A 25041-nucleotide genomic window follows, 5' to 3' on the forward strand; every position below is an offset into this window, starting at 1 on the left:
GACAAAAGCCTGATAAAATCAGGATAAAGGCACGACTAATCCGATAAAATAGCTCATCACATCAAAACTGACGATAAAATAATCAATCGGTAGCCGTTCAAGTGACGGCTTCCAATGCCGAGGCATAATGATAACTAAACCCGAGTTGCTGGCAAATGGATGTGGCAATGACTCGACGAGAAGTCTGGCTATTCTCGGCGGGGATCGGTGCAGCCAAAGCTAAAGCCGCAGCTGCCTGTTGATAGAAATGCTGACGGGAAACGTGCTCAGGGCAGCAGAGATTAAACACAGCTGGCCAGCTTTGCTGCTGTAGTATGAGCCGTATGGCAGCAATAACATCGGTGCTATGCACCATATTCACCGCCCCTGCAGGGTCAGATAGCAAACGGCCAGCCAAAAATTTCCCCGGATGCCGATCAGGCCCTATTAACCCACCCAGTCGCAAGGTGCAGCAGGAGATGCTCTGACGTAGCCGTTGTTCCCCCTGAAACAATAAGTCAGCTTTGGCGTCACTAAGTTGCAGCGAACTCTTTTCGGTCACCTCGCCATCCAGCCCCTGATACACACCGGTGGAACTTAAGTGAATACAAGCCAGACTGCCTGCAGTGTCCATGAGCTCAGCCAAGGAGGTTAAACTGGCAAGGTAACCTTGTCCCTGCAACTTTCGCCACCCTGGTGGCACCGAGCAAATGACGACCGCCCCTTTAAACATGGCGTTTAATGCTGCTGTGGATGCCTGCTCCTGAGGTAAGCGAAGCACTCCTCCCTGAACATCAGGCGGCAAGCTCGCCAGCCCTTCAGCTGATTGCCGGGTCGCCAGCACGCGGTGACCATCAGACTTCAAAGGGTCTAGCAGTTGCTGGCCAAGCCATCCCACTCCCACCAGTATGACTTTCATGTGCGCTGCCCTTTCACTAAAGCTTTGTAATGCCCTTCAAATACCGCAGCAACTTTATCGCCACTGTATATCTCAACGGTATGATGCTGACTGGCATTGCGGTTGCGCTGCAACGCCGATAAATCTCCTTTCGCATTCAACAGCGAGCAACGAGCCTGAGGATGGAGTTTAACCGGTCTTAAGTAACGAATAGTGGCGTCCGCCAGCACCAGATCAGCGTCAAGCTCAAGCGCTTGCAATTGCAGGTGCAGCAGGCCCCATCCGGTCAAAGTCGCCAGACTGTAGATACTGCCCGCAAACATGGTACCGTGCAGATTGATATTGGGATCTAAAGGCGCAGTACAACGCAATTCAGTCCCATCAAACTGACCAATCTCAAGCTGCATAAAGTCACTCAACGGGATTTGTTGATGCCAGCTCTGCTGCAATTGCTGGCACCAAAGCTGCCATTGTTCCGCCGAGCCGAATAGCCGCAATCTTTTTTGCATGCGTAGGTGCACAATACCAAACTGGGTAGGCGCAGCAGCTAGCTCGCAATACCCCTGTCTCTGATAAAAGCCCAACGCAGATTCACGAGCATTCAACACCACTGTGCTGCAGCCGAGCTTGAATGCATCTTGCTCAAGAGCATGCAGCAATCGCTGGCCAAGCCGTTGCCCTTGCCACGCTTCCGCAACCGCCATATAACGGATCTGGGCACACTGAGAGTCCAATTGGTGCACACGGCCCACCGCCACAATCTGTTGCTGCTCATCGAGTATCATACGATGGATAGCACTGCTTTCCAGCTCATCTTGTTCAGAGCCAAGTGGTTGCTGCCAGGGCGCTCGAAGTTGTTGCCAGCGAAATTGATAATAGTGTTGCCACTCTGCTGGAGTACTTGGGCTGATGATTTTAAAAGCCGCCACTTACCGAGCACCCGCTTGCAATAAAAACGTCACCGGGCCGTCGTTGACCAGCTCAACCTGCATATCAGCGGCAAAACGCCCGCTTGCGACTTCCAGATGATGCTCCTGACAGCGATGGATGAAATGCTGATACAGCCGCTGTGCCAGCTCAGGTGCCGCTGCAGGGGTAAAGCTTGGTCGTAAACCTGAATCCGTATCGGCGGCCAGCGTAAATTGTGAAACCACCAACAACTGGCCTTTGACTTGCTGTACATTCAGATTCATTTTCCCTGCTTCATCGGCAAACAAACGGTATTTACAGACTTTATCCGCCAGCACTGCTGCCGCCAGCTCACTATCCTGCTGCTCAACACCTAACAGCACCAGCAAGCCCGAGTTAATGCGACTTATCTCCTCGCCATTCACCCTTACAGCCGCTGAGCTGACACGTTGTAATAATGCTTTCACTGGCGTTACCCCCCTACAACATCCGCATTTGGGACATTTTTATCTGGTTTTTCCGTATCTGATTCATCCCTATCAAGTTCCTCCTCAGATTGCCGCTCAATCAGCTCCTCTCGCTCCAACTCTCTCTCTTGCAAGTAAGCGGTTAATTCGGCACCGATCAGCACCACCAACCAATTCAAATATATCCAAACAAACAAAATAGGCACCAGAGCTAAGGCACCATAGATCACCTGATAGGCTGGGAAAAAAGTGATATACAGTGCAAAAACTGACTTCGATAACTCAAAAAATATCGTTGCCAGCAGCGCGCCCCAGAACGCATGGCGCAATTTAACTTTGATATTGGGTACTACCAGGTAGAGGATCCAGAAAGCTAGCAATGACATAACATAGGGCACGAGACCCAATATAAAGTTGGCTAGACCTGGGGTATAGTCATCAGCAAAACGCGTCAAAGTGAGTAAGTAAGAGCTTACCGCGATTGAAGAACCAAACAGGATGGGACCTAACGTCAGGATCATCCAGTAAATGGAAAACGAAATCACCGGTCGTGGCCGTTTAGTTACTCGCCAGATTTTATTCAGTGTTTTATCAATATTATGGATCAGCAACAGGGCGACGAAGATTAATGCCAGAATACCAACGGTGGTCATGCCACGGGTATTACCAATAAAGGTGGAAAGATACTGCTGAAGTTCATCGCTACGAGACGGCACCACATTGGCATAAATCATCGCCTCAAGACTGTCTCTGAGTTCAGCGAACATTGGAAATGCGCCCAGCATGGAAAGCATCACCGTGATCAAAGGCACCAGCGACAACAATGAAATATAGGCCAGATAGCCGCCGATCACGTTGATCTGATCGGACTTACAGCGCTGAAAATAACCTATCAGAAAAGCCAGACTGTTTTTGGCCAGGGTCCGCCCTTGGGCTAATGTCCGCCATGCAATTGGATGCACTCAACATCTCCTTATCGTTGGTCGCCCAGCATCATATCAAATAATTCTACCTGACTCAGCTTCTCAATGGCGTCAAAACTACATACAGTATGACAGATTAAATGACGTTGGCAGCATCAGACAAAACAAAGCCGGCTTTTGCCGGCTTTGTGGTGTTCACTTAATTGGAGGTGGAGGTGGTGGTTCGTGATGCTCGTTTGCGCTCGTTTTCGGTCAGGAACCGCTTACGAATGCGGATCGAGGCCGGGGTCACTTCAACCAGTTCATCATCATCGATAAACTCCAGCGCTTGCTCCAGTGTGTAACGGATTGGTGGTACCAGGTTAATGGCTTCATCAGTACCAGATGCACGCACGTTGGTCAGCTGCTTACCTTTTAGGCAGTTCACTGTTAAATCGTTGCTACGGCTATGAATACCAATCACCTGGCCTTCGTACACATCTTCGGCGTGACCTATAAACATACGACCACGCTCTTGCAATGAGAAAATAGCATAGCCTGCTGCTTTACCCATCGCATTGGAGATCATGACGCCGTTATTACGCAGGCCGATAGTACCACCTTTGAAGTCACCGTAATGGTCAAAGCTGTGGTACATCAAACCAGTACCAGAGGTTAAGGTGATGAACTCGGTACGGAAACCAATTAGGCCACGGCTAGGTACTACAAAGTCCATCCGCACCCGGCCTTTGCCATCTGGCTGCATATTGGTCATGTCAGCTTTACGCTCACCCATTTTTTCCATCACGGAACCCTGATGCATTTCTTCACAGTCTACGGTCAACTGTTCATAAGGCTCCATTTTGACGCCATCCACGGTTTTCATGATCACTTCTGGCCGTGATACTGCCAATTCAAAGCCTTCACGACGCATGCTTTCAATCAACACGCCCAGGTGCAGTTCACCGCGACCAGATACACGGAACTTATCGCCATCGGCCGTTTCTTCAACCCGCAGCGCCACATTGTGCTTCAGCTCATTCTGCAGACGCTCCAGAATTTGACGAGAGGTAACAAACTTACCTTCTTTGCCAGCAAAAGGTGAGGTGTTGACCTGAAAAGTCATGGTCACCGTTGGCTCATCAACCGATAACGGCGGCAAGGCTTCAACGGCATTTGGCGCACAAATAGTATCGGAGATTTTTAATTCACCCAAACCAGTAAAGGCCACAATATCACCAGCCGTCGCTTCGGTGGTATCAACACGCTCCAGACCTAAGTAACCAAACACCTGCCCTACTTTGCCGTTACGCTTTTTACCATCAGCACCCACAATAGTGACTTGCTGGTTTACTTTTAACGAACCACGTTTAATACGGCCAATGCCGATAATGCCCAGGTAGCTGGAGTAATCCAGCTGAGACACTTGTAACTGGGTGGTGCCATCTACTTCAACAGCTGGCGGAGCTACATTTTTCACGATCGACTCAAACAGCTCAGTCATATCTTCTTTTGGCTCGTCGGCATCCAGTGTTGCCCAGCCATTTAAAGCCGATGCATAAACAATGGGGAAATCCAGCTGCTCATCGGTCGCGCCCAGGTTATCGAACAAATCAAACACCTGATCAACCACCCAATCCGGACGCGCGCCAGGGCGGTCAATTTTATTCACCACGACAATGGGCTTTAAACCGTGCGCAAAGGCTTTTTGCGTTACAAAGCGAGTTTGCGGCATCGGGCCATCAACCGCATCAACCAACAGCAAAACAGAGTCTGCCATCGACAAAACCCGCTCTACTTCACCACCGAAATCAGCGTGTCCAGGGGTATCCAAAATATTAATATGGTAACCATTCCAGCGGACTGAGGTGTTTTTGGCCAGAATAGTAATTCCACGCTCTTTTTCCTGATCATTGGAATCCATCACTCGCTCTTGCAGCTTGGCGCGTACATCAAAAGTACCGGATTGCTGTAACAATTTATCGACCAGCGTAGTTTTACCATGGTCAACGTGCGCAATAATGGCAACGTTGCGTAATTTTTGAATATCAGTAGCGGTAACGCTCATTGTGTTCTTTTCCTCTGTGGCACCCTGTGACCGTAGCTGTGACCACCAGGCAAACATAAAAACTCTTTAAATATGGGCGCATATTCTACTCTGTTTCTTTGAAAAGAAGAAATAAAGTCGTACTTTTTATCCTAAGGTGCCCTTGCACCACGATCTATCAGGCTGGATTGTGCTAGGCTAGAATGCACCATTATCGACAAAACCTGCACCAAACAAGTGCAGTTTAATGTATTCAGAATAGTGCCACAGGGTTATATAGCTGATTTAATTAACCTTATTAGAGTGGCACACATCTGGCATATTAAGGTGCGACAAGATAAATTTTCCTATGGAACCAATGGAGGAACATATGGCTGCTTCTGTAATGAAGTTGATTGAAGAGAATGAAGTTAAATTTGTAGATTTGCGTTTTACCGATACCAAAGGTAAAGAGCAGCATGTGACCATTCCGGTCAGCCAGATTTCAGAGGATTTCTTTGAAGACGGAAAAATGTTTGATGGTTCCTCTATCATGGGCTGGAAAGGCATCAATGACTCCGACATGATCCTGATGCCAGACGTCGACACCGCGGTTATGGACCCTTTCTTTGAAGAAAGTACCCTAAACATCCGTTGCAACATCATCGAGCCAAGCACCATGCAAGGCTACGATCGCGACCCGCGCTCTATTGCCCTGCGTGCCGAAGAGTATTTAAAGTCGACTGGCATTGCCGATACCGTACTATTTGGCCCTGAGCCAGAGTTTTTCATGTTTGATGATGTGCGCTTCCACACCGATATGGCCGGCTCTTTCTTTAAAGTCAACGACGGTGAAGCGGCCTGGAACTCAGGTACAGAGTTAGCAGATGGCAACAAAGGTCACCGCCCACGCGTTAAAGGCGGCTATTTCCCTCTGCCTCCAGTCGACTCAGGTCATGATATCCGTAGTGCCATGTGTACCGTGTTAGAAGAAATGGGTCAGGTAGTCGAAGCGCATCACCATGAAGTAGCAACAGCAGGACAAAATGAAATTGCCACTCGCTTTAATACGCTGACCAAAAAAGCAGATGAAGTACAGATTCTCAAATACGTGATTCACAATGTCGCTGATATTTATGGTAAAACAGCCACCTTTATGCCGAAGCCTTTGTTTGGCGATAACGGTTCAGGCATGCATTGTCACCAGTCTTTAGCCAAAGATGGTGTCAATCTGTTTGCCGGTGATAAGTACGCTGGATTGTCAGAAATTGCCCTGTACTACATCGGTGGTATCATCAAGCATGCCAAAGCAATTAATGCCTTCACCAACCCATCGACCAACTCGTACAAGCGTCTGGTTCCTCACTACGAAGCACCGGTCATGCTGGCTTACTCCGCCCGTAACCGTTCGGCATCTATCCGTATCCCTATGGTGCCTAGTGCCAAAGCGCGTCGCATTGAGTGCCGCTTCCCGGATCCAGCAGCCAACCCGTACTTAGCCTTTGTCGCACAGCTGATGGCGGGTATCGACGGTATTCAAAACAAAATCCACCCTGGCGATGCCATGGACAAAGATTTGTATGATTTACCAGCCGAAGAAGCAGCTAACATTCCACAGGTTTCGACCTCTCTAACCGAAGCCTTGGATGCATTGGATCAATCTCGCGCCATCTTTACTAAAGGCGGTGTTATGTCCGACGACATGATCGATGCTTATATCGGCATTAAGCGCGAAGAAGCGCGCCGTGTAAATACAGCAATTCATCCACTTGAGTTTGAGCTGTACTACAGCGTATAACGCTTAGAGCCTAAGCCTGCTTGGTTTAAGCACCGCTCTTTTATCAAACCCGTCTATATGGCGGGTTTTTTATCATTCTGGCATCGGCTTTTTTGCCTGCAACTAGAAAAAAGACAAAAAGCAGCGTACAGTGAAATAGATGAAAGCAACTATTTGATGACAGGAACGCTACCCGTGATGTACCGACTGCTTACAGCGCTGCTGATACTTATACTGACGTGCCCTGCTGCGGTAGTCGCCAGTGACAACAAGGTCTATGTCTACCGGGATAAAAACGGCGTCTTGGTGTTTTCTGACAGCCCCAAAGCTGGCTCTGAAGAACTCAAGCTCAGCACTCGCTCGAATATCATGCAGGCCGGTGAATCTTTCCAGCCTCGTCAACAAGCCACTACCGAACCTTTTACCATTGAAATCGTGCAACCAGAGCATGAAGGCACGGTGCGGGAGAACACAGGTACCGTCTATGTCTCAGGTCGTATCGCACCCAGCTTCCCCAGAGGCTTCCAAGTTCAGCTACTGCTCAATGGTGACAAGACCGGGCAACCGCAAACCAACACCACCTTTGCCCTAAGAAACCTGGACCGCGGTGAGTATCAACTACAAATGCAGTTGATTGATCAAAGCGGCAAGCTTATTGCAGCAAGTGATACCATCACCTTCTATTTGCATAGAGCCTCGGTGATCAACCCTCGATAGGGCATTTGCGGTGCATTTTTACACGAGATAACTTACACTGACATCGCAAATGCACCATAATGGTGCGAAAGGATTGAGTGTGAGCGAATTAAAGCCAAGCGACAAAACAAAAGTAGCATTCCCAGCTGAACTGGTGTCTGATCTGTTGAGCACGGCTGTGCTTATTTTGGATCAACAACTTCAGATTAGCTCTTTCAACGCTGCCTGCAGCGCAGTCCTCGGCATCAGCGAAAAGCGACTTAGTGGTCAATACTTCCCAAGCCTCTTTCAACATTGTGAGCTCGGCAAAGAGCCGCTACGCCATGCCATTGAACAACAAAAAAGTATTGCGATTAGCGATGTCCAAACCATTTTGCATGACGGCCACCCCACCTTATTGGATTTTTATCTGACACCTTTTAATCATCAACAGCAGGATTACCTGTTGCTGGAGATCCGTCAAATCGACCGGCAACGCAAGATCAGTCAAGACAATGTGCAGCAGCATCAGCACCACGCAGCGCGCGAGCTGGTACGTAACTTGGCCCATGAAATCAAAAATCCTTTGGGTGGCCTACGGGGCGCAGCTCAACTGCTGGAATCATCGCTGGATGAAGAGCAAAGAGAGTACACCCAATTGATCATTGCCCAAGCAGACCGGTTGCGTAAGCTGGTCGATCGCTTACTCGGGCCGTACCGCCCTCCTCAGCAAAAGTTTGCCAATCTGCATCAAGTGATTGAACAAGTCTATCAACTGGCCATGCTGGACAATGCCTCCGCCGTGACCATGCAGCGTGATTACGACCCCAGTATCCCAGTGTTTCGCTTTGATCCTGAACTGATTGAACAAGCCTTGCTAAATATCGTCCGCAACGCGCAACAAGCCCTGCAACAAGGGGGGCACATCCTGCTGCAAAGCCGGATTCTGTATCAGCATACCCTGCATGGCCAACGTCATAAACTGGTTGCCGCCATTAAAGTCATCGATGATGGCCCCGGTATCCCGGCAGAGATTAAAGATACGCTGTTTTATCCGATGGTCAGTGGCAAAGCCGGCGGTACTGGACTCGGCCTCACCATCGCCCAAACATTGCTACACCAACATGGCGGCTGGATCGACTGCGACAGTTGGCCGGGCCACACCGAATTCACCCTTTATCTTCCAATCAGTGATACTGAGGATGCATTATGAATCAAGACGTATGGATCATTGATGATGATAACTCCATCCGCTGGGTACTGGAAAAAGCGCTCGATCGAGCGAATATTCCCTGCGAGAGTTTCGCGTCAGCTGATTTAATGCTGCAACGCTTAGAGTTCCAGCAACCAGCTGTGGTGTTATCCGACATCAGAATGCCTGGCACCGATGGCATGGCATTGCTCGAACGTTTGCAGCAACTGTCCCCGGAATTACCTGTGATCATTATGACCGCCCACTCCGATCTGGATAGTGCCGTCAATGCTTTTAAAAGTGGTGCCTTTGAGTATTTACCCAAACCCTTTGATATGGACGAAGCGGTCGCACTGATCAGCCGCGCACTGGAACATAGCAAGGCTCGCTCACAAAAAAGTAAAGCGCCCAAACCCCAGCTATTGCCAGAAATCATCGGTGAAGCGCCAGCGATGCAGGAAGTATTTCGTGCCATTGGTCGCTTATCCCGCTCCAGTATCAGTGTGCTGATCAACGGCCAATCCGGTACCGGTAAAGAACTGGTTGCGCATGCATTGCATAAGCACAGCCCACGCAGTGAGCAGCCTTTTATTGCCCTGAATATGGCGGCCATCCCGAAGGATTTGATTGAGTCTGAGCTGTTTGGTCATGAAAAAGGCGCCTTCACTGGTGCTGGCTCTGTACGTAAAGGCCGTTTTGAGCAAGCCGATGGTGGTACGCTGTTTCTGGATGAGATTGGTGATATGCCGCTGGATGTGCAAACCCGATTATTACGCGTACTGGCCGATGGCCAGTTTTACCGGGTCGGTGGCCATCAGGCCATCAGCGTCGATGTTCGTATCATCGCCGCTACGCATCAGCATCTTGAACAGTTGGTGGCACAACATCTTTTCCGGGAAGATTTGTATCATCGACTGAATGTCATTCGTGTGCATTTGCCGCGCTTAAAAGAACGGCGAGAAGACATCCCCGCGCTGGCCAGACACTTTTTACAGCAAGCAGCCAAAGAGTTGAATGTAGAAGCAAAGCAACTGAGCATAGATTGTGAAAAGTTTCTGCAACAACTACCATGGCCTGGCAATGTCCGTCAGTTGGAAAACACCTGCCGCTGGCTCACGGTGATGGCCAGTGGGAAACATATTCTGCTGTCAGACTTGCCTCCTGAACTCACCGATAGCAACGCAGTTGAACCCGGCAGCGCACAACCCACTCAGAACGAGCAAAGTTGGCAGGATGGTTTCAAACAGTGGCTACAACAGCAATTGTTGCAAGGCAAACAGGATATTCTGACCGAAGCCACCAGCATGGTAGAAGGCATCGCATTGCAGCAGGCGCTGCAATTTACTCACGGACACAAGCAGGAAGCCGCCCGTTGCTTAGGCTGGGGCCGTAATACGCTGACACGAAAGTTAAAGGAACTTGAATTACCGGGTGGTTAACCACCCGGTAAAATGGCCAATCAATCGAATGTCCTGGCGGTTAGTCTACCGTCGATTTTCCTTGACGTTGCCCTCCTGATGAACGTTTCGCACCTCGTTGACGCGGCGGCATCTGCTGCCACTGTTGCCGCTGCTCTTCGGTCAATAGTTGATACACGGCATGACGCCATTGCAATTCAGCCAATTGATGCTCAAGTCTGGATTGTTGCTGTTGCTCCAACACAATACGAGCCTGATTCTCATCAAAATAATCAGCTTGCATCAAACGTTGCATCGCCTGCCGATGCTCAGCGCGATGCTGGCGATCGTCTTGACCTTTGAACTGGTGCCGATGTGTCTGGCGCAAAGCTCGCAGCTCTTGTTGTTGCTCAGTCAACTCGATGCCATGCAGTCGAGGGGCACCGCCATACGATGGCCGATATTTCTTCTTACCACCATCCCGACTATTTCTAGCATCATCACGGCTATAGGTAGCCTTTGCTGATTCTAACTGAGCGGCAGACTCAACAGCCATGGTTGGTGCCATCACCAACAACGATGAACACACCATGATACTAGATACAAACTGGACGACTTTCATAATTGGATCTCCTTTTGTGGACCGCTTCAAGGTTAGCACTCTGAATGCAAAGCAGTGCAAAGGCCGTGTAAAGGTTAGGTAAAGGTGTATGCCCTGACGATTGATGCAGGTAAACTAAGGGCTGATGACAGGATAGAAAAACAACAAACTGCAGGGCAAAAGGAGCATAGGTCAATGAACCGGATCCTGATGATTGATGATGACATCACCTTAACTGAACTGGTGCGTGACTATCTGGCAATGGACGGGTTTCAATTTGAAGCTGTTCATGATGGCCAAGCCGGACTCATAGCAGCGCAGCAACCAGAGATTGATCTGTTGCTGTTGGATGTGATGCTTCCCGGCATGGATGGGCTAACTTTATTAAAAACGCTGCGCAAAACCAGCAATTGCCCGGTGTTAATGCTGACAGCTCGAGGTGATGATATTGATCGGATCCTCGGCCTTGAGCTGGGCGCCGATGATTATCTGGCCAAGCCATTCAATCCACGTGAATTGGTGGCGCGGATCAAAGCCATCCTGCGACGCATTGAGCTGGTGCATCAGGCGCAGCAGGAAAGCAGCCAACCACTGGAACTGCACGATATTCGGCTCGACCCACAAAGTCGTCAGGTCAGCTGTCAACAGCAAGATGTGCAACTCACAGCCACTGAGTTTCAACTACTGGAACATCTGATGCGCCATGCCGGTCAGGTGGTCAGTAAAGAGGTCCTGAGCCAAACCGTATTGGGCCGCCCCCTGCAGCTGCATGATCGCAGTCTGGATATGCACTTAAGCAATATTCGCCGTAAAATCTGCCCTGCAAATCCAGAAGCATACATTCAGACCTTGCGTGGCAGTGGCTATCGTTTTATACCGGCAGCAGGATAACCGTCATGACATTGCATCCGTCTCATTACTTGGCCAGCCGAATTTTTCTTTGGTTCTGGCTGGTGATCCTCGCGACCGTCGCAGGTACCTTACTGATTTCCAAAGGTGTACCAGAAAAAACAGAAATTCGTCGCTTACCTCCTGCCGTGCAACAGCAACTGCAAGGCATCGCCAATCGCTATGCCGAAGCCAACTCTGTCGAACAATTACTGCAGCGCTTGGATAATCGCCGTCAGGGGCGCTGGCTGCTGGTCGACCCTGTCGGACAGCGGGTGTTAAACCCTGCAGGCTTACCTGCTCAGTTTGATCATAACTGGCTGACCGAGCTCTCCCAATTGGAGCAAGCTCGCTTGCTTCGTCACTCCAACCTGTATCTGGCTGGCCCATTCCCGGTGCAGGTGGATGGGCATTCATTAGCGCTTTATCAGCAGCGTCAGCGGCCAGTGCAGCCATGGTGGAATGTCAGCGCATTGCCCCAGCACGTACTGTTGATCAGTTTGTTTTTATTTTCAGCTGTTGCCAGTTTGATTCTGGCAGTCTCTATTACCCGACCACTGCGTGAGTTACTGCACAGCTACGCGACCTTTGCCTCCGGTCAGCTCGACCACCGCCTGCAACGGTTAGCCAGTCGCCGCGACGAATTGGGAGCTCTGGGCCGAGGTTTCAATGCCATGGCCGATCGTATTCACTCTTTACTGCAGGGCCAGCAGCGGCTGTTACGCGATGTGTCGCATGAGCTTCGCTCGCCACTAACAAGAGCACAATTGGCGCTAGCGCTAGAGGCTCGTCAAGGGCAAGGCCAGCAATTACCCCGCTTACAGCAAGAGTTGGAGCAGGTGGATCAACTGCTCGAAGAGCTGCTGACCTACAGCCGCCTACACAGTGGGCATTACCCATTCGAGCCTGAAACCTTTGATATTATTGATTTTAGTAAGCAACTCTTTGCCACCAATCAGGTTGAAGCGGATGCAAAGCAGCAAGTGATGCACTTAGAAGCGGAACCCAGTTGTCTTGTGTACGCTGATAAACGTCTACTCAGTCGTGCGCTGGAAAATGTACTGCGAAATGCCATCAAATACAGCCCGGTGCAAAGCCAAATCCATTGCGAGATCGTATCCACAGTACAAGGCGTACAGATCCGCTTTTGCGATCAGGGCCCGGGCGTTCCTAAAGAGCAACTGGATGCCATTTTCAATCCTTTTTACCGGGTCTGTGATAGCCGTACTGCCGATTCCGGAGGAACTGGTCTCGGTTTGGCCATAGCGGCTGAGTCCATCCGGCACCATCAAGGAACGATAGAAGCCTCAGCCAATACACCGACAGGGTTATGCATCAACATGTGGCTGCCCACCAACAGCCCCGAGACGGCTCAGAAAGGAAATACACAATGAATAACCAGCAGCCACCCGCCATGATTCATTTGCAAGCGCGCTGTTCTGCCAATGACTTTAGCTCAGGCTGGCCAGCGCCAGTGCAAGACTTCTGGCAACAACTGCAACACGGTACCTTGCAGAATGAACGTGGCCAGACCTTGCACTATTACTTTCATTTGGTGCCGGATGCAAATACCGCTATCGTCCTCAGCAACGGGCGCATTGAAATGGCCTCTAAGTACAGTGAGGTGATGTACGATATCGTTGGTGCTGGTTGCAGTGTATTTATTCTGGATCATTGTGGTCAAGGGCAGTCGGATCGGCTGCTTGATGATCGGCAAAAAGGCCATATTCAACATTTTGACCACTACAGCGCTGATTGGCACCAATTTGTTGAGCAGGTGGTGCAATCGCACTCACATCAACGGCTGATTGCTCTCTGTCATTCGATGGGCTCGGCGATTTTTTGCAATTATCTTCTGAACTACCCTACGCATCCATTCGTCGGGGCGGTGCTCTGCTCTCCCATGCTCGGAATATACACCGCCGGTATTCCTATGCCTTTATTGATCCCAGGGGTAGCAGCCATACATTGGCTGGATCAATTGGCACGGCCACAAAGCAGTTATTTGACAGGGCAAGGCCCCTACAAACCCCAACCGTTTCAGCAGAATCGTCTCACCAGTTGCCAAATGCGCTACCAATGGTTTCAAAGCATCTATCAAGCAGAACCTGGGCTGCAACTTGGTGGCGTCACCTTAAGCTGGCTCATTGCCGCATGGCAGGTCATTCAGCGGCTGCAGCAAGAGGGATCATCCATTCAGCTACCGCTGCTCGTCTTGCAAGCTAAAGCAGATAAAGTCGTGTCCAATGGCTATCAACGGCGTTTCGTCAAACAACGCCCAAGCTCACGGCAATTGATCGGCATGGATGGTGCCCGTCATGAGCTACTGATGGAGCAAGATGCGATCCGTGCACGCTGCTATCATGCCATCAATGCTTTTATCAATAGCTTACCCTCTTAACTACCGCCGCTAAACCCATGCTGGCGCCAGGCTTCATAGCCAATAATGGCAACTGCATTGGCCAGATTGAGACTTCGATTCGAGGATTGCATCGGAATACGGATGCGTTGCTCTGCTGGAAAGGCATCCCGAACGGCATCCGGCAGGCCTGATGTTTCAGAGCCAAACAGTAAAACATCATCTGGCTGATACTGCGTGAGATGGTAGCTTTGGCTTCCTTTGGTGGTACAGGCAAATAGTCGGCGTCCCGCCATCGCCTTGGCAAAAGCTTGATAATTTGGGTGGCGCTGCACCCGGGTCAAATCATGGTAGTCCAGCCCGGCACGGCGTAGTTTTTTCTCCTCTAAATCAAAGCCAAGAGGCTCTATCAAATGCAGTTGAGCCCCCATGTTGGCACAGAGCCGAATTATATTTCCGGTATTTGGGGCAATTTGTGGCTCAAATAAAGCAATTTCAAACATAGTAATCCTAAAACCGCAGGTTTAATTCATGACAAAAGCGTATCGGCCATATGAAGCTGCATGGTGTCAATCGCCGCAAAAATCTATTTTTGTAAAGTGCTCCGACAATGTTTGTCACATTAGTTTGCACTTAAACAGAAACTACGACAAAAAGTCGCTAAATGACCATTAAAGTTTGCATTCTAAGCGCTGCAAACGCTATAGTTAATGCTCAGATTTTTAGTGATCACAAGGATGTTGATATCATGCCACAGGTCAGTTGCCGACTCATTTTATGCAGTGTGCTGGCATGGTCTTTTCCTGCAGTAGCTCAACCAGGCCCGTTAATACTTCAGAGCAGTTATTATCTGTTGCCTGCGATTTTAATCTTACTCGGTGGCTGTGTCTTCCTTTTCATGCAGTTATCCAAAGCTCGGGCCAAAGCAGAACAACTCTCCTTTTTAATGCGTAATAACAAAGATGCGGTCTGTTTAATCAATGCCGATTTAGTCATTCAACAGGTGAACCCGGCCTTTGAGACAATTACCGGCTTTGATGCAGATCAGGCCATCAAGCAACCACTCAAACTGTTTAATAGTCAGGGCGAACCAGAAAACATAGCCAAAAGCATCCAGACCGCCTTGCTGCAAAAAGGTTTTTGGCATGGTGACATTTGGAGCCGTAAAGCTAACCAACACGTGTACGCCATGGATTTATCCATCAGCTGCATCAGCCCAAGTAGCCTGCAAGATGACGCTGTGTTTGTTGCCACTTTTGCTGACATCAGCGCTCGCAAAATGAGTGAGCTTGAGCTGCGTCGCGTCAATACCAAAGATCCGGTCACTCGTTTGCCGAACCGAGCTATGTTTCTGGATTACCTTGAACGAGAGTTCAGTGCCGTCAGCGAGCAAACGCCTCAATTTGCCATCATCATTCTCCACCTGGCGGTGTTAAAAAAGCAAGATGATCAAACTTCGTTACCCCTACTGGAAATAGCAAGCACAATACGAGCAGCCGTCCCCGCAGGCATGTTGCTAGCTCGGTTAAGTACCACAGAATTTGCCATTGTGCTGCCAAGTCACTTAGCAGCAAAACGCATCGATCTTCAAAGCTATCGACTGGCCAGTCAGCTGATCTCTACGCTACAATACACCGAGTTTGCAGATTATACCGACAACCTAAACCCAGCCATCGGTATCGCTCTGTACCCGGAGGATGGCCATAGCTATGACCAACTATTGCGCAGCGCAGATCATGCTTTGCAACGAGCGCAGGCGGCATCGGCCCAATCCATTCAATTATTCAATCAAGCCTTACTGCCCCGCTCTGCCGAGTCCTTCGCCCTGGAGCAGGAGCTAAAGCAAGCCGTAGAGCACGATGAACTCCGTGTAACCTACCAAGCCAAACTTTGTGTCAGTAGCAACCGGGTCACTGGCTTTGAAGCACTGGTTCGTTGGCAGCATCCGACCAAGGGCTTACTGGCCCCAAGTCAGTTTCTCAGCATTGCAGAAGAAAGCGATTGCATCATTCAGTTGGATCATCAAGTCTTGCATCAAGTCTGCCAACAAGTCAGTCACTGGCAAAAAACGGGCATGATGCGGGGCCGTTTGGCATTAAACATTTCCTGTCAGACCTTTTATCACCCTGACTTTCTGCAGCATTATCAGCAAAAAATAACAGAGCACGGTTTAACACCCGACTTTTTTGAGTTAGAGCTGGATCAAGCCATTCTGGCCCATCAACCTGACCTTTGTAAAAGCATTTTGACGCGAGCAAGAGAGAGTGGCTTTCAACTGGTTCTGGACCGCTTTGGCAGTGGTTTATCAGCCCTGCATTACCTGCGTGATTACCCACTGGACCAAATTAAAATTGATGGCAAATTAGTTCAGAAGCTCGAGCAATCTGAGCTGGAGCGCAACCTGACCGCCAGTATTATTCGGATTGCAGGTTACCTTCAGTTAGGGGTAGTCGCTAATCAGGTTGAAAATGAAATGCAGGCGTACCTGCTGCATGTGATGGGTTGTGAAACGGTGCAAGGGCATGTGTTTAGTAAAGCCGTACTGCCTGCAGAGTTAGCTGCCGTTATAGCCAGAGAAGCTCGAACGATTCAGCACAAAGCATTAGGCTGATTTTCCTGCAGCTATTTACTCCATAAAAAAACGCGCTCTTGAGCGCGTTTTTTTATGGTTATCGATAGGCTATCGATCGTGTTGATGCTTAGGCATCAGCGCGTGCTGGAGCACCTTCAGCCTCGGCTTGACGCTTTTGCACGTACTGAGCAAACAAGGCATCAAAGTTAACCGGAGCCAGATTCAACTGCGGGAAGGTACCACGGTTGACCAGATTCGATACAGCTTCACGAGCGTATGGGAACAAAATATTCGGGCAAAATGAAGCCAGCATATGCGCCAATTGATTCTCTGGTAATTGAGCAATACTGAAAATACCAGATTGCTGCACTTCACACAAAAACGCGGTTTCATCACCTACAGTGGTGGTCACGGTTAAAGACAACGTCACTTGATAGACATCGTCTTCCAGCTTATCGCTACGCGTATCCAGATCCAGCTTCACTTCTGGCTTCCACTCTTTGCGGAAGATAGCTGGGGCATTCGGTGCTTCGAAAGAGATATCTTTCACAAAGATGCGCTGGATAGAAAACTGTGTTTGTTGATCCGGTTGCTCTGCTGCAACGCCATTTGCTTGTTGTTCGGCCATGATAAATCCTAAATAGTAAAACTACATTATTGAGTTAATAGCGGGTCTAGTTTACCAGCTGCATCTAGAGCAACCAGATCATCGCATCCGCCGATATGCTGTTCATTGATAAAGATTTGCGGCACCGTCGTACGGCCACCGGCTTTTTCAATCATTTCCGGGCGCAACTCAGGCTGTACATCAATGCGGTACTCCTGAAACTTCACCCCTTTGCTCATCAGTAATGTCGCTGCTTGTACACAGAATGGACAGTACGCTTTGGTATAGATTGTTACGTTAGACATCGCACCCTCACTTTGAGCGAACGACCGGTAAGCTTGCGCCGGTCCAGCTGTTCATACCACCTTTAAGCACAGAAACCGTGGTACAACCTTGCTTCAGCAGAGCAGACGCAGCTTTCTGTGCAGTCATTCCTGCCTGGCATACTACAATAATGGGGTTCGACTTGAGCTTTTCAAGCCCTTTGACCGTACCTTGCTGAATTTCTGCCGCGGCTATCTGCTTTGCCCCAGTGATATGACCTTTTTTAAAGTCGTCCTCGCTGCGAATATCCACGACGGTCGCATTTTGCCGGTTGACCAGCATGGTCAGTTCGGTCGGACTAATTTGCTTGATGTTGGATAATTTGGCTTTGATGGTGCCAAACACCAGCAAAAATACCAGCGCAGCCCAAATAAGACTCAAAATCGGGTTGTTCCCGACAAATTCAATCCACTGCTCCATGATGCACTCTATGATTACTTCAATTTAAAGTGGCCTGAGTATACCCGCTTTAGCGCAATAAAACAGCCCCAACAGCCCCAAACAAGCCACTTCAGGGCTGGAGAAAAGTGAAAAAACAGGTAAGATAGAGTATTCGTATTTCATGCCAAGCCAATGGAGATCGCACCACCATGACCACAGCCAAAAAACCGTTAGTTCTGATGATTCTGGATGGTTGGGGCCATCGCGAATCCTCCGAATCCAATGCCATTGCTCAGGCGAATACCCCGGTGATGGACAGGTTGTGGCAGCAGTACCCCCATACCTTAATATCTGGCTCAGGCATGGATGTTGGCTTACCCGAGGGGCAAATGGGCAATTCTGAAGTAGGCCATGTCAATCTGGGTTCTGGCCGGGTGGTGTATCAAGACTTTACCCGAGTGACCAAAGCCATCGACGACGGTGATTTTTTTCAAAACGAAGTGCTGGTTGATGCCGTGCAGCAAGCCATTGCAGCGAACGGCGCCGTTCACGTGATGGGGCTGTTATCGCCAGGCGGAGTGCATAGCCACGAAGACCATATACTTGCCATGCTGGAGCTTGCCCGTCAACAGGGCGCCAAACACATCTATCTTCATGCTTTTTTAGATGGTCGTGATACACCACCACGCAGCGCAATCGCATCATTGCAAAAAATTCAGGATTACTTCAATACGCACCAATGTGGTCAAATTGCTTCCATCATCGGGCGCTACTTCGCCATGGACCGTGATAACCGCTGGGATCGGGTAGAGCAAGCCTATCGCTTGCTTACACAAGGTGAAGCTAAGTTTCAGTCCGAAGGTGCCGTAACGGCTTTGGAGCAAGCCTATCAGCGAGATGAGAACGATGAGTTTGTCAAAGCAACAGCCATTCTTGATGCGGAAGGCAAGGTGATCCGCATGCAGGATGGCGATAGCTTAGTCTTTATGAACTTTCGGGCAGATCGAGCTCGTGAACTGAGCCAGGCCTTTACCGAGCCGCAGTTTGATGGCTTTGAGCGTGAAGTTACGCCCCGGCTGAGCCAATTTGCTACCTTAACCGAGTATGCGGCCGATCTGAAGGCGGCAGTCGCCTACCCGCCAGTGGCCCTCAATAATGTGCTTGGCGAGTGGTTAGCCAAGCATGACAAAACGCAACTGCGGATCTCAGAAACCGAAAAATATGCTCATGTGACCTTTTTCTTCAGCGGTGGTCGTGAAGAAACATTCGCTGGTGAAGAGCGCATTTTAATCCCATCACCACAGGTTGCCACCTACGATTTACAGCCAGAAATGAGCTCAGAAGCGCTAACAGACCAACTAATCGAGGCCATCCAGAGCGGCAAGTATGATGTGATCGTCTGCAACTACCCGAATGGCGATATGGTAGGCCATACGGGTATTTTATCAGCCGCCATCCAAGCAGTAGAAGCCGTTGATCACTGTATTGGCCGCGTGGTCAGCGCACTGCAGCAGGTCGGTGGCGAGTGTTTAATTACCGCCGATCATGGTAATGCTGAACAAATGGCCGATGCCGCCTCTGGTCAAGCCCATACCGCCCATACCAGCTGCCCGGTGCCTCTGATTTATGTCGGCCGCCCAGCCACAGCCGCAAGCGAGGGGATCTTAAGTGATATCGCCCCCACCATGCTGAAGCTGATGAACATGGATATCCCATCTGAAATGACGGGTCATGCACTTTTTGAAACAAAATAATCGCTTGAAAAAGAGCCAGCCTTCGTCGTGCTGCCTTGATGGCAACCGGCGGCTAAAGCCAGTAGTGCTCAGAGCCAGAATCAGTACTAGGCTAAGTGCCATGCTGCTGAGCTGCTTGCTGCTAAGTCACCCTGCGCTTAGCAACCCAGAGCAAAGCTCAGAGCAAGAGCTGGCTCAAGTGCAAGAAGATATCCGCAGTACCGAGCAGCGCTTAAAACAGCAGCAACAAGCCTTTGCTGCAGCAGAAAAACAGTTGCAGCAAGCCGATCAAACCTTGGCCGAGGCAGGCAATCAAGTGCGTCGCCAACAACAAGCCTTAGATCGAACCCAGCAGCGCCTGCAGGAGCTTGAAAGCGAGCAAGATCAGTTGCAACAGCAGTTTGATGAACAACAAAAGCGATTAGCCGAACAGCTTCGGAGCGCTTATCAGCTGGGCAAGCATGATTACACCCAGATGTTGCTTAACCAGCAAGATGCCGCTCAGCTAGAACGGGTATTGATTTACTACCAGTACTTCAATCGCGCTCGCATGCAACAACTGCAGGCCATTGAGGCCACTGCAGCCCAATTGCAGCAGGTACAAGTAGAGCTGCAACAGCAACAACAGCAACTGACCGAGCAACTGGCCAGTTTGCAACAACGCCAACAGCAGCTGCAAAGTGCGCGTCAAGAACAGCAGGCTACCGTCCAGTCGCTGCAAGCCCTGTTGCAAGAGCAGGGCCGCCAGCTGGAATACTTGCGCCAGAACGAAAGTAGCTTGCAAGCCACCATTGATGCGTTAAAAGCCAAAGCGCAACAAATCACCATGGACGGCCTCACCGCGCTGCAAGGTCGCCTGCAATGGCCTCTACAGGGCCAGTTATTGCAACGCTACAATCAAGCTCGTGAGGGAGGGCTACGCTCACGGGGTATCTTAATCGCCGGTAGTGAAGGCGCCGAAGTCGCGGCCATTGCAAATGGTCAGGTGATTTATGCCGACTGGCTAAAAGGCTATGGCTGGGTGTTGGTGCTGGATCATGGGGAGGGCTTTATGAGTTTGTATGGCCACAACCAAAGCTTACTCAAAGAGCCCGGCGCGCAAGTAGCCGCAGGTGAACAGATTGCCCTGGTCGGGCGCAGTGGCGGTCAAGCCAGTGCCGGCGTGTATTTTGAGATCAGGGATAAGGGCGAGGCCGTCAATCCGTTGTCTTGGTTGCAAAGTCGTTAGGAAAAATAAACGGTTGAGTAAAGGCGTAAATTAGCGCTTTTACTGTCCGAAAAACGCCCTATAATGAGGTTATGAAATAAACAGGTCTTTGCCAAAGGTAGTGGGAAATGACCCATGTATAAGAATGAATGGATGCCGTGCAACAAGTTACCCGCTTACTACTTTGTGTTCTAATCTGCCTGAGTGCCGCATTACAGGCTAACCAGCAGAAGCCGAAAATAGCCATCATCATTGATGATATTGGTTACCAGCGCACTGATCTGGATATGGTGTCGCTGCCCTACCCGCTTACCATTGCCATTTTACCTTTCACACCCTACGGACAACGCTCAGCACAGCTGGCCTTTAGCCAACGTAAAGATGTCATGCTGCATATGCCCATGCAAGCCAGCAATAACAAAGAACTTGGCCCTGGTGGCCTCACTCGCGACATGAACCGACACGATTTTTTGCAGGAGTTGGATGCAGCGCTCAGTGATATCCCTTATGCGATTGGCGTCAACAATCATATGGGCAGCTTACTGACTGAACTAGACCAACCGATGTCGTGGTTAATGCAACATCTGAAGCAACGGCAGTTATTTTTCGTCGATAGTCTGACCACCGTGCAAAGCAGAGCACGTTATCAGGCGCAGCAGCATGGCGTGACCAACTTAAGCCGGCATGTTTTTCTGGATAACGATGTCAGTGAAGCAGCGTTGCAGCAGCAGTTTGATTTACTCATTCGTATTGCCAGGCGCCATCAGCAAGCAATAGCTATCGCCCACCCCTACCCTGAAACCTACACCTTTTTAAAGCAGCGACTGGCCGAACTACCCGAACTAGGCATCGAGCTGGTGCCGGTGTCGTCGCTATTGCCGAAAGAGCATCAGGTGATAGCCGCAGGCTTCACCGCTCCAGCGATTGCGACCTTGGAATAACCTTCTGATATTAGAATTTAGCCCTAAGCCCTGACAAATCCGTCCAGCCATTTGCCGAAAACGGCTAAGGCAGCTTCATAGCTTGGGTAACTCCCTGCTACGGTAAACCACTGATTGCTAGCATAGTCTGGTAGCGTAATCATCAAATGACGCTTGTTTTTCTTTTGTACTCTGAACAATGGCAGCAAAGAGTGTCCTTGTTTTTGCCAATGCTGCAGCAGATCTATCGCTTCTTTTTTACTGATTACATCTGACACTGTAAATACACCTTTTGAAAAGCACCACCATAAAATGGGGCTACAGCTTTACTTAAACTAACCTGTATACCGACTAATCCAGCAATTCAATGGCTCGGCGAGCCGTGCGGTACATTGCTTCCAGTGTTACTTTGAAAACCCAGCGAATAAATCGCGCGCTCAGATCTTTTACCGTTGTCGCAACTTTACCAGCAAATACCAGCATATGGCCCAGCAAACCTTTTACCTGCTCGGCAAATTGTCCCCCTAGGTCCGCAATTTTTTCAACTGTGGCGGCCAGGTAATCGTAGAATGTCATGATACCGCTCACACCAACCTGTGCAGATACCGCCGTTAAATAACCAGCATCTTTTAATAAGGTGATCAGTGCATGGCTCAGCCGTTCCTGCCAGTGAGTGCTAAAGTTGCATTCAAAGCGACGCTCGTACGATAAACGTACAGTTTTAATGGTATCGCTACGACGCTGCAGGTTTTCCCATTGCCCTTTTGCTGTATTGGTGTAACCGGGCCCACTATCCATAAAGTGGGCCTTTATTGAAACCCCGGTAGCAGCCGTAAGCTGCACACTACTGCCATTTAGCGGCGCATGAAAAAACGGCCATACCGGCACCATAGGAACGATGTCATTACCATGAATACAGCGGAAAATTTTATCAATGCTACCCAATGATTTCAGAGCAAAGTCATTCAAACCAACCCGCGGAGCACCAAAGGTGTAGAGCACCACCTTATTACCAAAGCGCTGTTTAATCCAAATGGCGGCCAGATGAGCAAGCGCACCACCTAAGCTATGACCGGAGCAATGCACCACTCCATTGCCATTGTTGCGTAATAAAGGGGACAGCTGCTGCTCCAGCGCAGGCTGCATGCTTTTAAATACCTTCTGAAAGCCAGAATGCACCCGGCTCTGGTTATCCGCTATGGCGATACCGGCATTAAGGTCAGTGAAAGCATCCCGCAGACTTGCCGTACCACGAATACCCAAAGCCACATCACCAGTAAAGCGGTTTACGCCTTTTCCAACGATGGCAAAGCCAGTAGTGCGGTTGAATAAACTCGACAGCACACTGCCAGAACAGCCATGCACAACCCCTGCTTCACTGAAATCAAAAAAGCTGGTTAGTTGTCGTTTCTCAGCTGTAAACACATTTCCTTTTTTAAGGTTTTTAGCGTCATAGGCCTCTTTCGCAAGAAAAACTGCGGTTTGAGGAGGAAGTGCTAACATTGGTAATATCCTTATTTGATATCAATTTCTTCAATTTGGCTTTCTAGTTCAGCCAGCATTTCTTGGACCTCTGCTTCTGAATACAAAGCTTTATCTGCATGTGTAAAGGTACACTTAGAGCCCATCGAGGGAGTGCTGTTACCCGGTATTTCAAGATTTTTAAGCTCAAAACTTTGATGCGAAGCAGACAGCTCGCAATGCATACCCGACAACACCAGATCAATGCTCTTATAATTAAGGTCATTTAAACCATACACACGAAAAATCTGGTCATCCTCACCAGCAACAGGATAATTTAAAACAAAAACCTGAATACCTATCGGGATTTCGTACAAGATATGCGACCGAACTCTGAGGATTTTTCGAGGAAAGTAGAAACTGCCATCAGCAGCTGTTTTTACGATGTCCTGGTGTTTTTTATCGCCCCGGTACAGGTAGCGTTTTACCTCCAGGCCAGCGACAGGCTCTCCCTCGGAGGTGATAACACCTTTTACCTCCGGCGACCATTGCATTTCTGTTCCTTTTAGCCAACCAAACACACCCGCCTCCACATTTGTTGCGACCATCAATAGCATCAAACCTAAACCTACGACTATCGCCTTATGATTCAATGATTGCCACCCAAGCATTACGGCCATCCTGCCTATACAATAATGCGCAACATTATAAACGCACGACCCACACCGTCAACAAAATAAAAACATAATTAACGCTTTATTTGGTTTGCCGTGCAGGTTGCGTCTTACTTATGAAGAGTTTGTGTTATGCGATTTAGGCGGGGTGAAAAGTACAAAACCACCGGCTTAGCGGTGGTTTTTTTGTGCAGCGTGCAAGCTTAGCTCATGGCGGCTTGTAGCTTTTTCATGGCGTTCTTTTCGAGCTGACGCACGCGCTCTGCTGATACGGCATAGCGGGCGGCGAGTTCTTGCAGCGTCATCTTGTCTTGGTTTAACCAACGGGCGCGAATGATGTCTTGGCTGCGTTCATCCAGCGTACGCATGGCTGATTGCAGTTGATCGACCGCCAGGTCGTCCGATTGCTGCTCTTGTACCTGACCAGCTAAGTCTGAGCCTTTGTCTTCCAGGTAATACGCAGGCGCAGTATAGGCTTGGTCGTCGTCGCCTTCCGGGGCATCGAATGGCATGTCGTAATTGCTCATGCGCGATTCCATTTCCCGTACTTCGTGCTCGGCTACACCAAGCGACTCGGCAACGTGCTGCACTTCATCCTGGCTGAACCAGCCCAGATGCTTTTTCGATTTACGCAGGTTAAAGAATAATTTGCGCTGAGCCTTGGTAGTGGCTATTTTCACAATACGCCAGTTCTTCAACACATACTCATGGATTTCTGCTTTGATCCAATGCACAGCAAAGGAGACCAGGCGCACACCAACGGCGGGGTTAAAACGCTTGACCGCTTTCATCAGGCCAATATTGCCCTCTTGCACTAAATCGCTGACTGGCAAACCATAACCAGAATAGCTACGGGCGATGTGGACCACAAAGCGCAGGTGCGACATAATCAATTGACGTGCTGCTGTGAGATCACCTTGGTCGAACAAGCGCTCGGCCAGGTCTTTTTCTGCTTCCGCAGTTAACATCGGGATTGAGCTGACAGTTTGAGCATAGGCCTCAAAGCTACTGCTGGCACCTATCGTCAGGGTCATCAGTTCAGAAGATTTTGTCATTGCTTACATCCATCCATTTCAAGATGAAAATATATTA

At 49.5% G+C, this 25041-nt stretch carries 25 protein-coding genes; 11 read left to right on the top strand and 14 right to left on the bottom strand.

The features are described from left to right. Nucleotides 1–97: 97 nt before the first annotated feature. The 5 genes from Q3O60_RS02455 to typA all read right to left on the bottom strand — a co-directional run bounded on the left by Q3O60_RS02455 (nt 98) and on the right by typA (nt 5223). Nucleotides 98–898: a Rossmann-fold NAD(P)-binding domain-containing protein gene (locus tag Q3O60_RS02455; RefSeq protein ID WP_305892319.1), complete on the bottom strand. Its 801-nt coding sequence runs from the start codon at nt 896–898 to the stop codon at nt 98–100. Beyond that, entirely contained in the window at nt 895–1806 is a 912-nt protein-coding gene (locus Q3O60_RS02460) for a bifunctional GNAT family N-acetyltransferase/hotdog fold thioesterase (RefSeq protein WP_305892320.1), read from the bottom strand. The genes Q3O60_RS02455 and Q3O60_RS02460 overlap by 4 nt, the downstream gene beginning before the upstream one ends. Then, nucleotides 1807–2253 (bottom strand): D-aminoacyl-tRNA deacylase, encoded by a 447-nt coding sequence (gene dtd, locus Q3O60_RS02465; protein WP_305892321.1) that lies wholly within the window; start codon nt 2251–2253, stop codon nt 1807–1809. It abuts the gene before it with no gap. A gap of 5 nt (nt 2254–2258) precedes the next feature. Then, nucleotides 2259–3173, bottom strand: a complete 915-nt coding sequence (locus Q3O60_RS02470) for a virulence factor BrkB family protein (protein WP_369812620.1) — start codon at nt 3171–3173, stop codon at nt 2259–2261. Nucleotides 3174–3375: 202 nt separating this feature from the next. After that, nucleotides 3376–5223 carry a translational GTPase TypA gene (typA, locus tag Q3O60_RS02475; RefSeq protein ID WP_305892322.1) on the bottom strand — a complete coding sequence of 616 codons (1848 nt, stop codon included), beginning with the start codon at nt 5221–5223 and terminating at the stop codon, nt 3376–3378. Nucleotides 5224–5572: 349 nt separating this feature from the next. Here typA and glnA point away from each other — a divergent pair, with 349 nt between their 5' ends. The 4 genes from glnA to glnG all read left to right on the top strand — a co-directional run bounded on the left by glnA (nt 5573) and on the right by glnG (nt 10264). Next, nucleotides 5573–6979: a glutamate--ammonia ligase gene (gene glnA / locus Q3O60_RS02480; protein WP_305892323.1), complete on the top strand. Its 1407-nt coding sequence runs from the start codon at nt 5573–5575 to the stop codon at nt 6977–6979. A 177-nt stretch (nt 6980–7156) separates the two neighbouring features. Then, entirely contained in the window at nt 7157–7675 is a 519-nt protein-coding gene (locus tag Q3O60_RS02485; RefSeq protein WP_305892324.1) for a DUF4124 domain-containing protein, read from the top strand. 79 nt (nt 7676–7754) lie between these two features. Next, nucleotides 7755–8846, top strand: a complete 1092-nt coding sequence (glnL, locus tag Q3O60_RS02490) for a nitrogen regulation protein NR(II) (protein WP_305892325.1) — start codon at nt 7755–7757, stop codon at nt 8844–8846. Continuing rightward, the gene (glnG, locus tag Q3O60_RS02495; protein WP_305892326.1) at nt 8843–10264 is read left to right on the top strand and encodes a nitrogen regulation protein NR(I); all 1422 of its coding nucleotides are present in this window, start codon (nt 8843–8845) and stop codon (nt 10262–10264) included. Before glnL ends, glnG begins: the two co-directional genes overlap by 4 nt. A 40-nt stretch (nt 10265–10304) precedes the next feature. Here the strand turns inward: glnG and Q3O60_RS02500 are convergent, their stop codons facing one another. Then, entirely contained in the window at nt 10305–10844 is a 540-nt protein-coding gene (locus Q3O60_RS02500; RefSeq protein ID WP_305892327.1) for a Spy/CpxP family protein refolding chaperone, read from the bottom strand. Nucleotides 10845–11018: 174 nt separating this feature from the next. Here Q3O60_RS02500 and Q3O60_RS02505 point away from each other — a divergent pair, with 174 nt between their 5' ends. From Q3O60_RS02505 to Q3O60_RS02515, 3 genes are read left to right on the top strand one after another with little or no spacing between them, the layout of a single operon-like run. Continuing rightward, a complete protein-coding gene (locus Q3O60_RS02505) occupies nt 11019–11714 on the top strand; it encodes a response regulator transcription factor (RefSeq protein WP_305892328.1) in 696 nt (231 codons plus the stop codon). 5 nt (nt 11715–11719) lie between these two features. Next, nucleotides 11720–13105: an ATP-binding protein gene (locus Q3O60_RS02510; protein WP_305892329.1), complete on the top strand. Its 1386-nt coding sequence runs from the start codon at nt 11720–11722 to the stop codon at nt 13103–13105. Beyond that, nucleotides 13102–14112 (top strand): alpha/beta fold hydrolase, encoded by a 1011-nt coding sequence (locus tag Q3O60_RS02515; RefSeq protein ID WP_305892330.1) that lies wholly within the window; start codon nt 13102–13104, stop codon nt 14110–14112. Before Q3O60_RS02510 ends, Q3O60_RS02515 begins: the two co-directional genes overlap by 4 nt. On the opposite strand, the gene Q3O60_RS02520 is transcribed toward Q3O60_RS02515, so the two are convergent. Next, complete coding sequence (locus tag Q3O60_RS02520; RefSeq protein WP_305892331.1) at nt 14109–14573, bottom strand: tRNA (cytidine(34)-2'-O)-methyltransferase; 465 nt, start codon at nt 14571–14573, stop codon at nt 14109–14111. The two genes, Q3O60_RS02515 and Q3O60_RS02520, sit on opposite strands and share 4 nt — an antisense overlap. A gap of 245 nt (nt 14574–14818) precedes the next feature. Between Q3O60_RS02520 and Q3O60_RS02525 the strand changes: the two genes are divergently transcribed. After that, nucleotides 14819–16681, top strand: a complete 1863-nt coding sequence (locus tag Q3O60_RS02525) for a putative bifunctional diguanylate cyclase/phosphodiesterase (RefSeq protein WP_305892332.1) — start codon at nt 14819–14821, stop codon at nt 16679–16681. An 88-nt stretch (nt 16682–16769) separates the two neighbouring features. Here the strand turns inward: Q3O60_RS02525 and secB are convergent, their stop codons facing one another. The 3 genes from secB to Q3O60_RS02540 are packed head-to-tail and all read right to left on the bottom strand — an operon-like array spanning nt 16770 to nt 17993. Continuing rightward, nucleotides 16770–17270 (bottom strand): protein-export chaperone SecB, encoded by a 501-nt coding sequence (gene secB / locus Q3O60_RS02530; protein WP_305892333.1) that lies wholly within the window; start codon nt 17268–17270, stop codon nt 16770–16772. A 26-nt stretch (nt 17271–17296) separates the two neighbouring features. Next, nucleotides 17297–17554, bottom strand: a complete 258-nt coding sequence (grxC, locus tag Q3O60_RS02535) for a glutaredoxin 3 (RefSeq protein WP_305892334.1) — start codon at nt 17552–17554, stop codon at nt 17297–17299. A gap of 7 nt (nt 17555–17561) precedes the next feature. Then, nucleotides 17562–17993, bottom strand: coding sequence for a rhodanese-like domain-containing protein (locus Q3O60_RS02540; protein WP_305892335.1), 432 nt, complete (start codon nt 17991–17993; stop codon nt 17562–17564). Between the two features lie 170 nt (nt 17994–18163). Here Q3O60_RS02540 and gpmM point away from each other — a divergent pair, with 170 nt between their 5' ends. The 3 genes from gpmM (at nt 18164) to Q3O60_RS02555 (ending at nt 21835) form a co-directional block, all read left to right on the top strand. Further along, nucleotides 18164–19708: a 2,3-bisphosphoglycerate-independent phosphoglycerate mutase gene (gpmM, locus tag Q3O60_RS02545; RefSeq protein ID WP_305892336.1), complete on the top strand. Its 1545-nt coding sequence runs from the start codon at nt 18164–18166 to the stop codon at nt 19706–19708. Nucleotides 19709–19808: 100 nt separating this feature from the next. After that, nucleotides 19809–20915 (top strand): murein hydrolase activator EnvC family protein, encoded by a 1107-nt coding sequence (locus tag Q3O60_RS02550; protein WP_305892337.1) that lies wholly within the window; start codon nt 19809–19811, stop codon nt 20913–20915. A 137-nt stretch (nt 20916–21052) separates the two neighbouring features. Further along, entirely contained in the window at nt 21053–21835 is a 783-nt protein-coding gene (locus Q3O60_RS02555) for a divergent polysaccharide deacetylase family protein (protein ID WP_305892338.1), read from the top strand. Nucleotides 21836–21858: 23 nt separating this feature from the next. Here Q3O60_RS02555 and Q3O60_RS02560 read toward each other — a convergent pair whose 3' ends face one another. From Q3O60_RS02560 to rpoH, 4 genes are all read right to left on the bottom strand, one after another. Further along, nucleotides 21859–22092, bottom strand: coding sequence for a hypothetical protein (locus Q3O60_RS02560; RefSeq protein ID WP_305892339.1), 234 nt, complete (start codon nt 22090–22092; stop codon nt 21859–21861). 73 nt (nt 22093–22165) lie between these two features. After that, the gene (locus Q3O60_RS02565; RefSeq protein WP_305892340.1) at nt 22166–23317 is read right to left on the bottom strand and encodes a lipase family protein; all 1152 of its coding nucleotides are present in this window, start codon (nt 23315–23317) and stop codon (nt 22166–22168) included. Nucleotides 23318–23328: 11 nt separating this feature from the next. Beyond that, nucleotides 23329–23946: a DUF6795 domain-containing protein gene (locus tag Q3O60_RS02570; RefSeq protein ID WP_305892341.1), complete on the bottom strand. Its 618-nt coding sequence runs from the start codon at nt 23944–23946 to the stop codon at nt 23329–23331. A gap of 206 nt (nt 23947–24152) precedes the next feature. Continuing rightward, nucleotides 24153–25004, bottom strand: a complete 852-nt coding sequence (gene rpoH, locus Q3O60_RS02575; protein ID WP_305892342.1) for an RNA polymerase sigma factor RpoH — start codon at nt 25002–25004, stop codon at nt 24153–24155. Nucleotides 25005–25041 lie beyond the last annotated feature (37 nt).

It is taken from the genome of Alkalimonas collagenimarina (genome assembly GCF_030717845.1).
Taxonomy (GTDB): Bacteria; Pseudomonadota; Gammaproteobacteria; order Enterobacterales; family Alteromonadaceae; genus Alkalimonas; species Alkalimonas collagenimarina.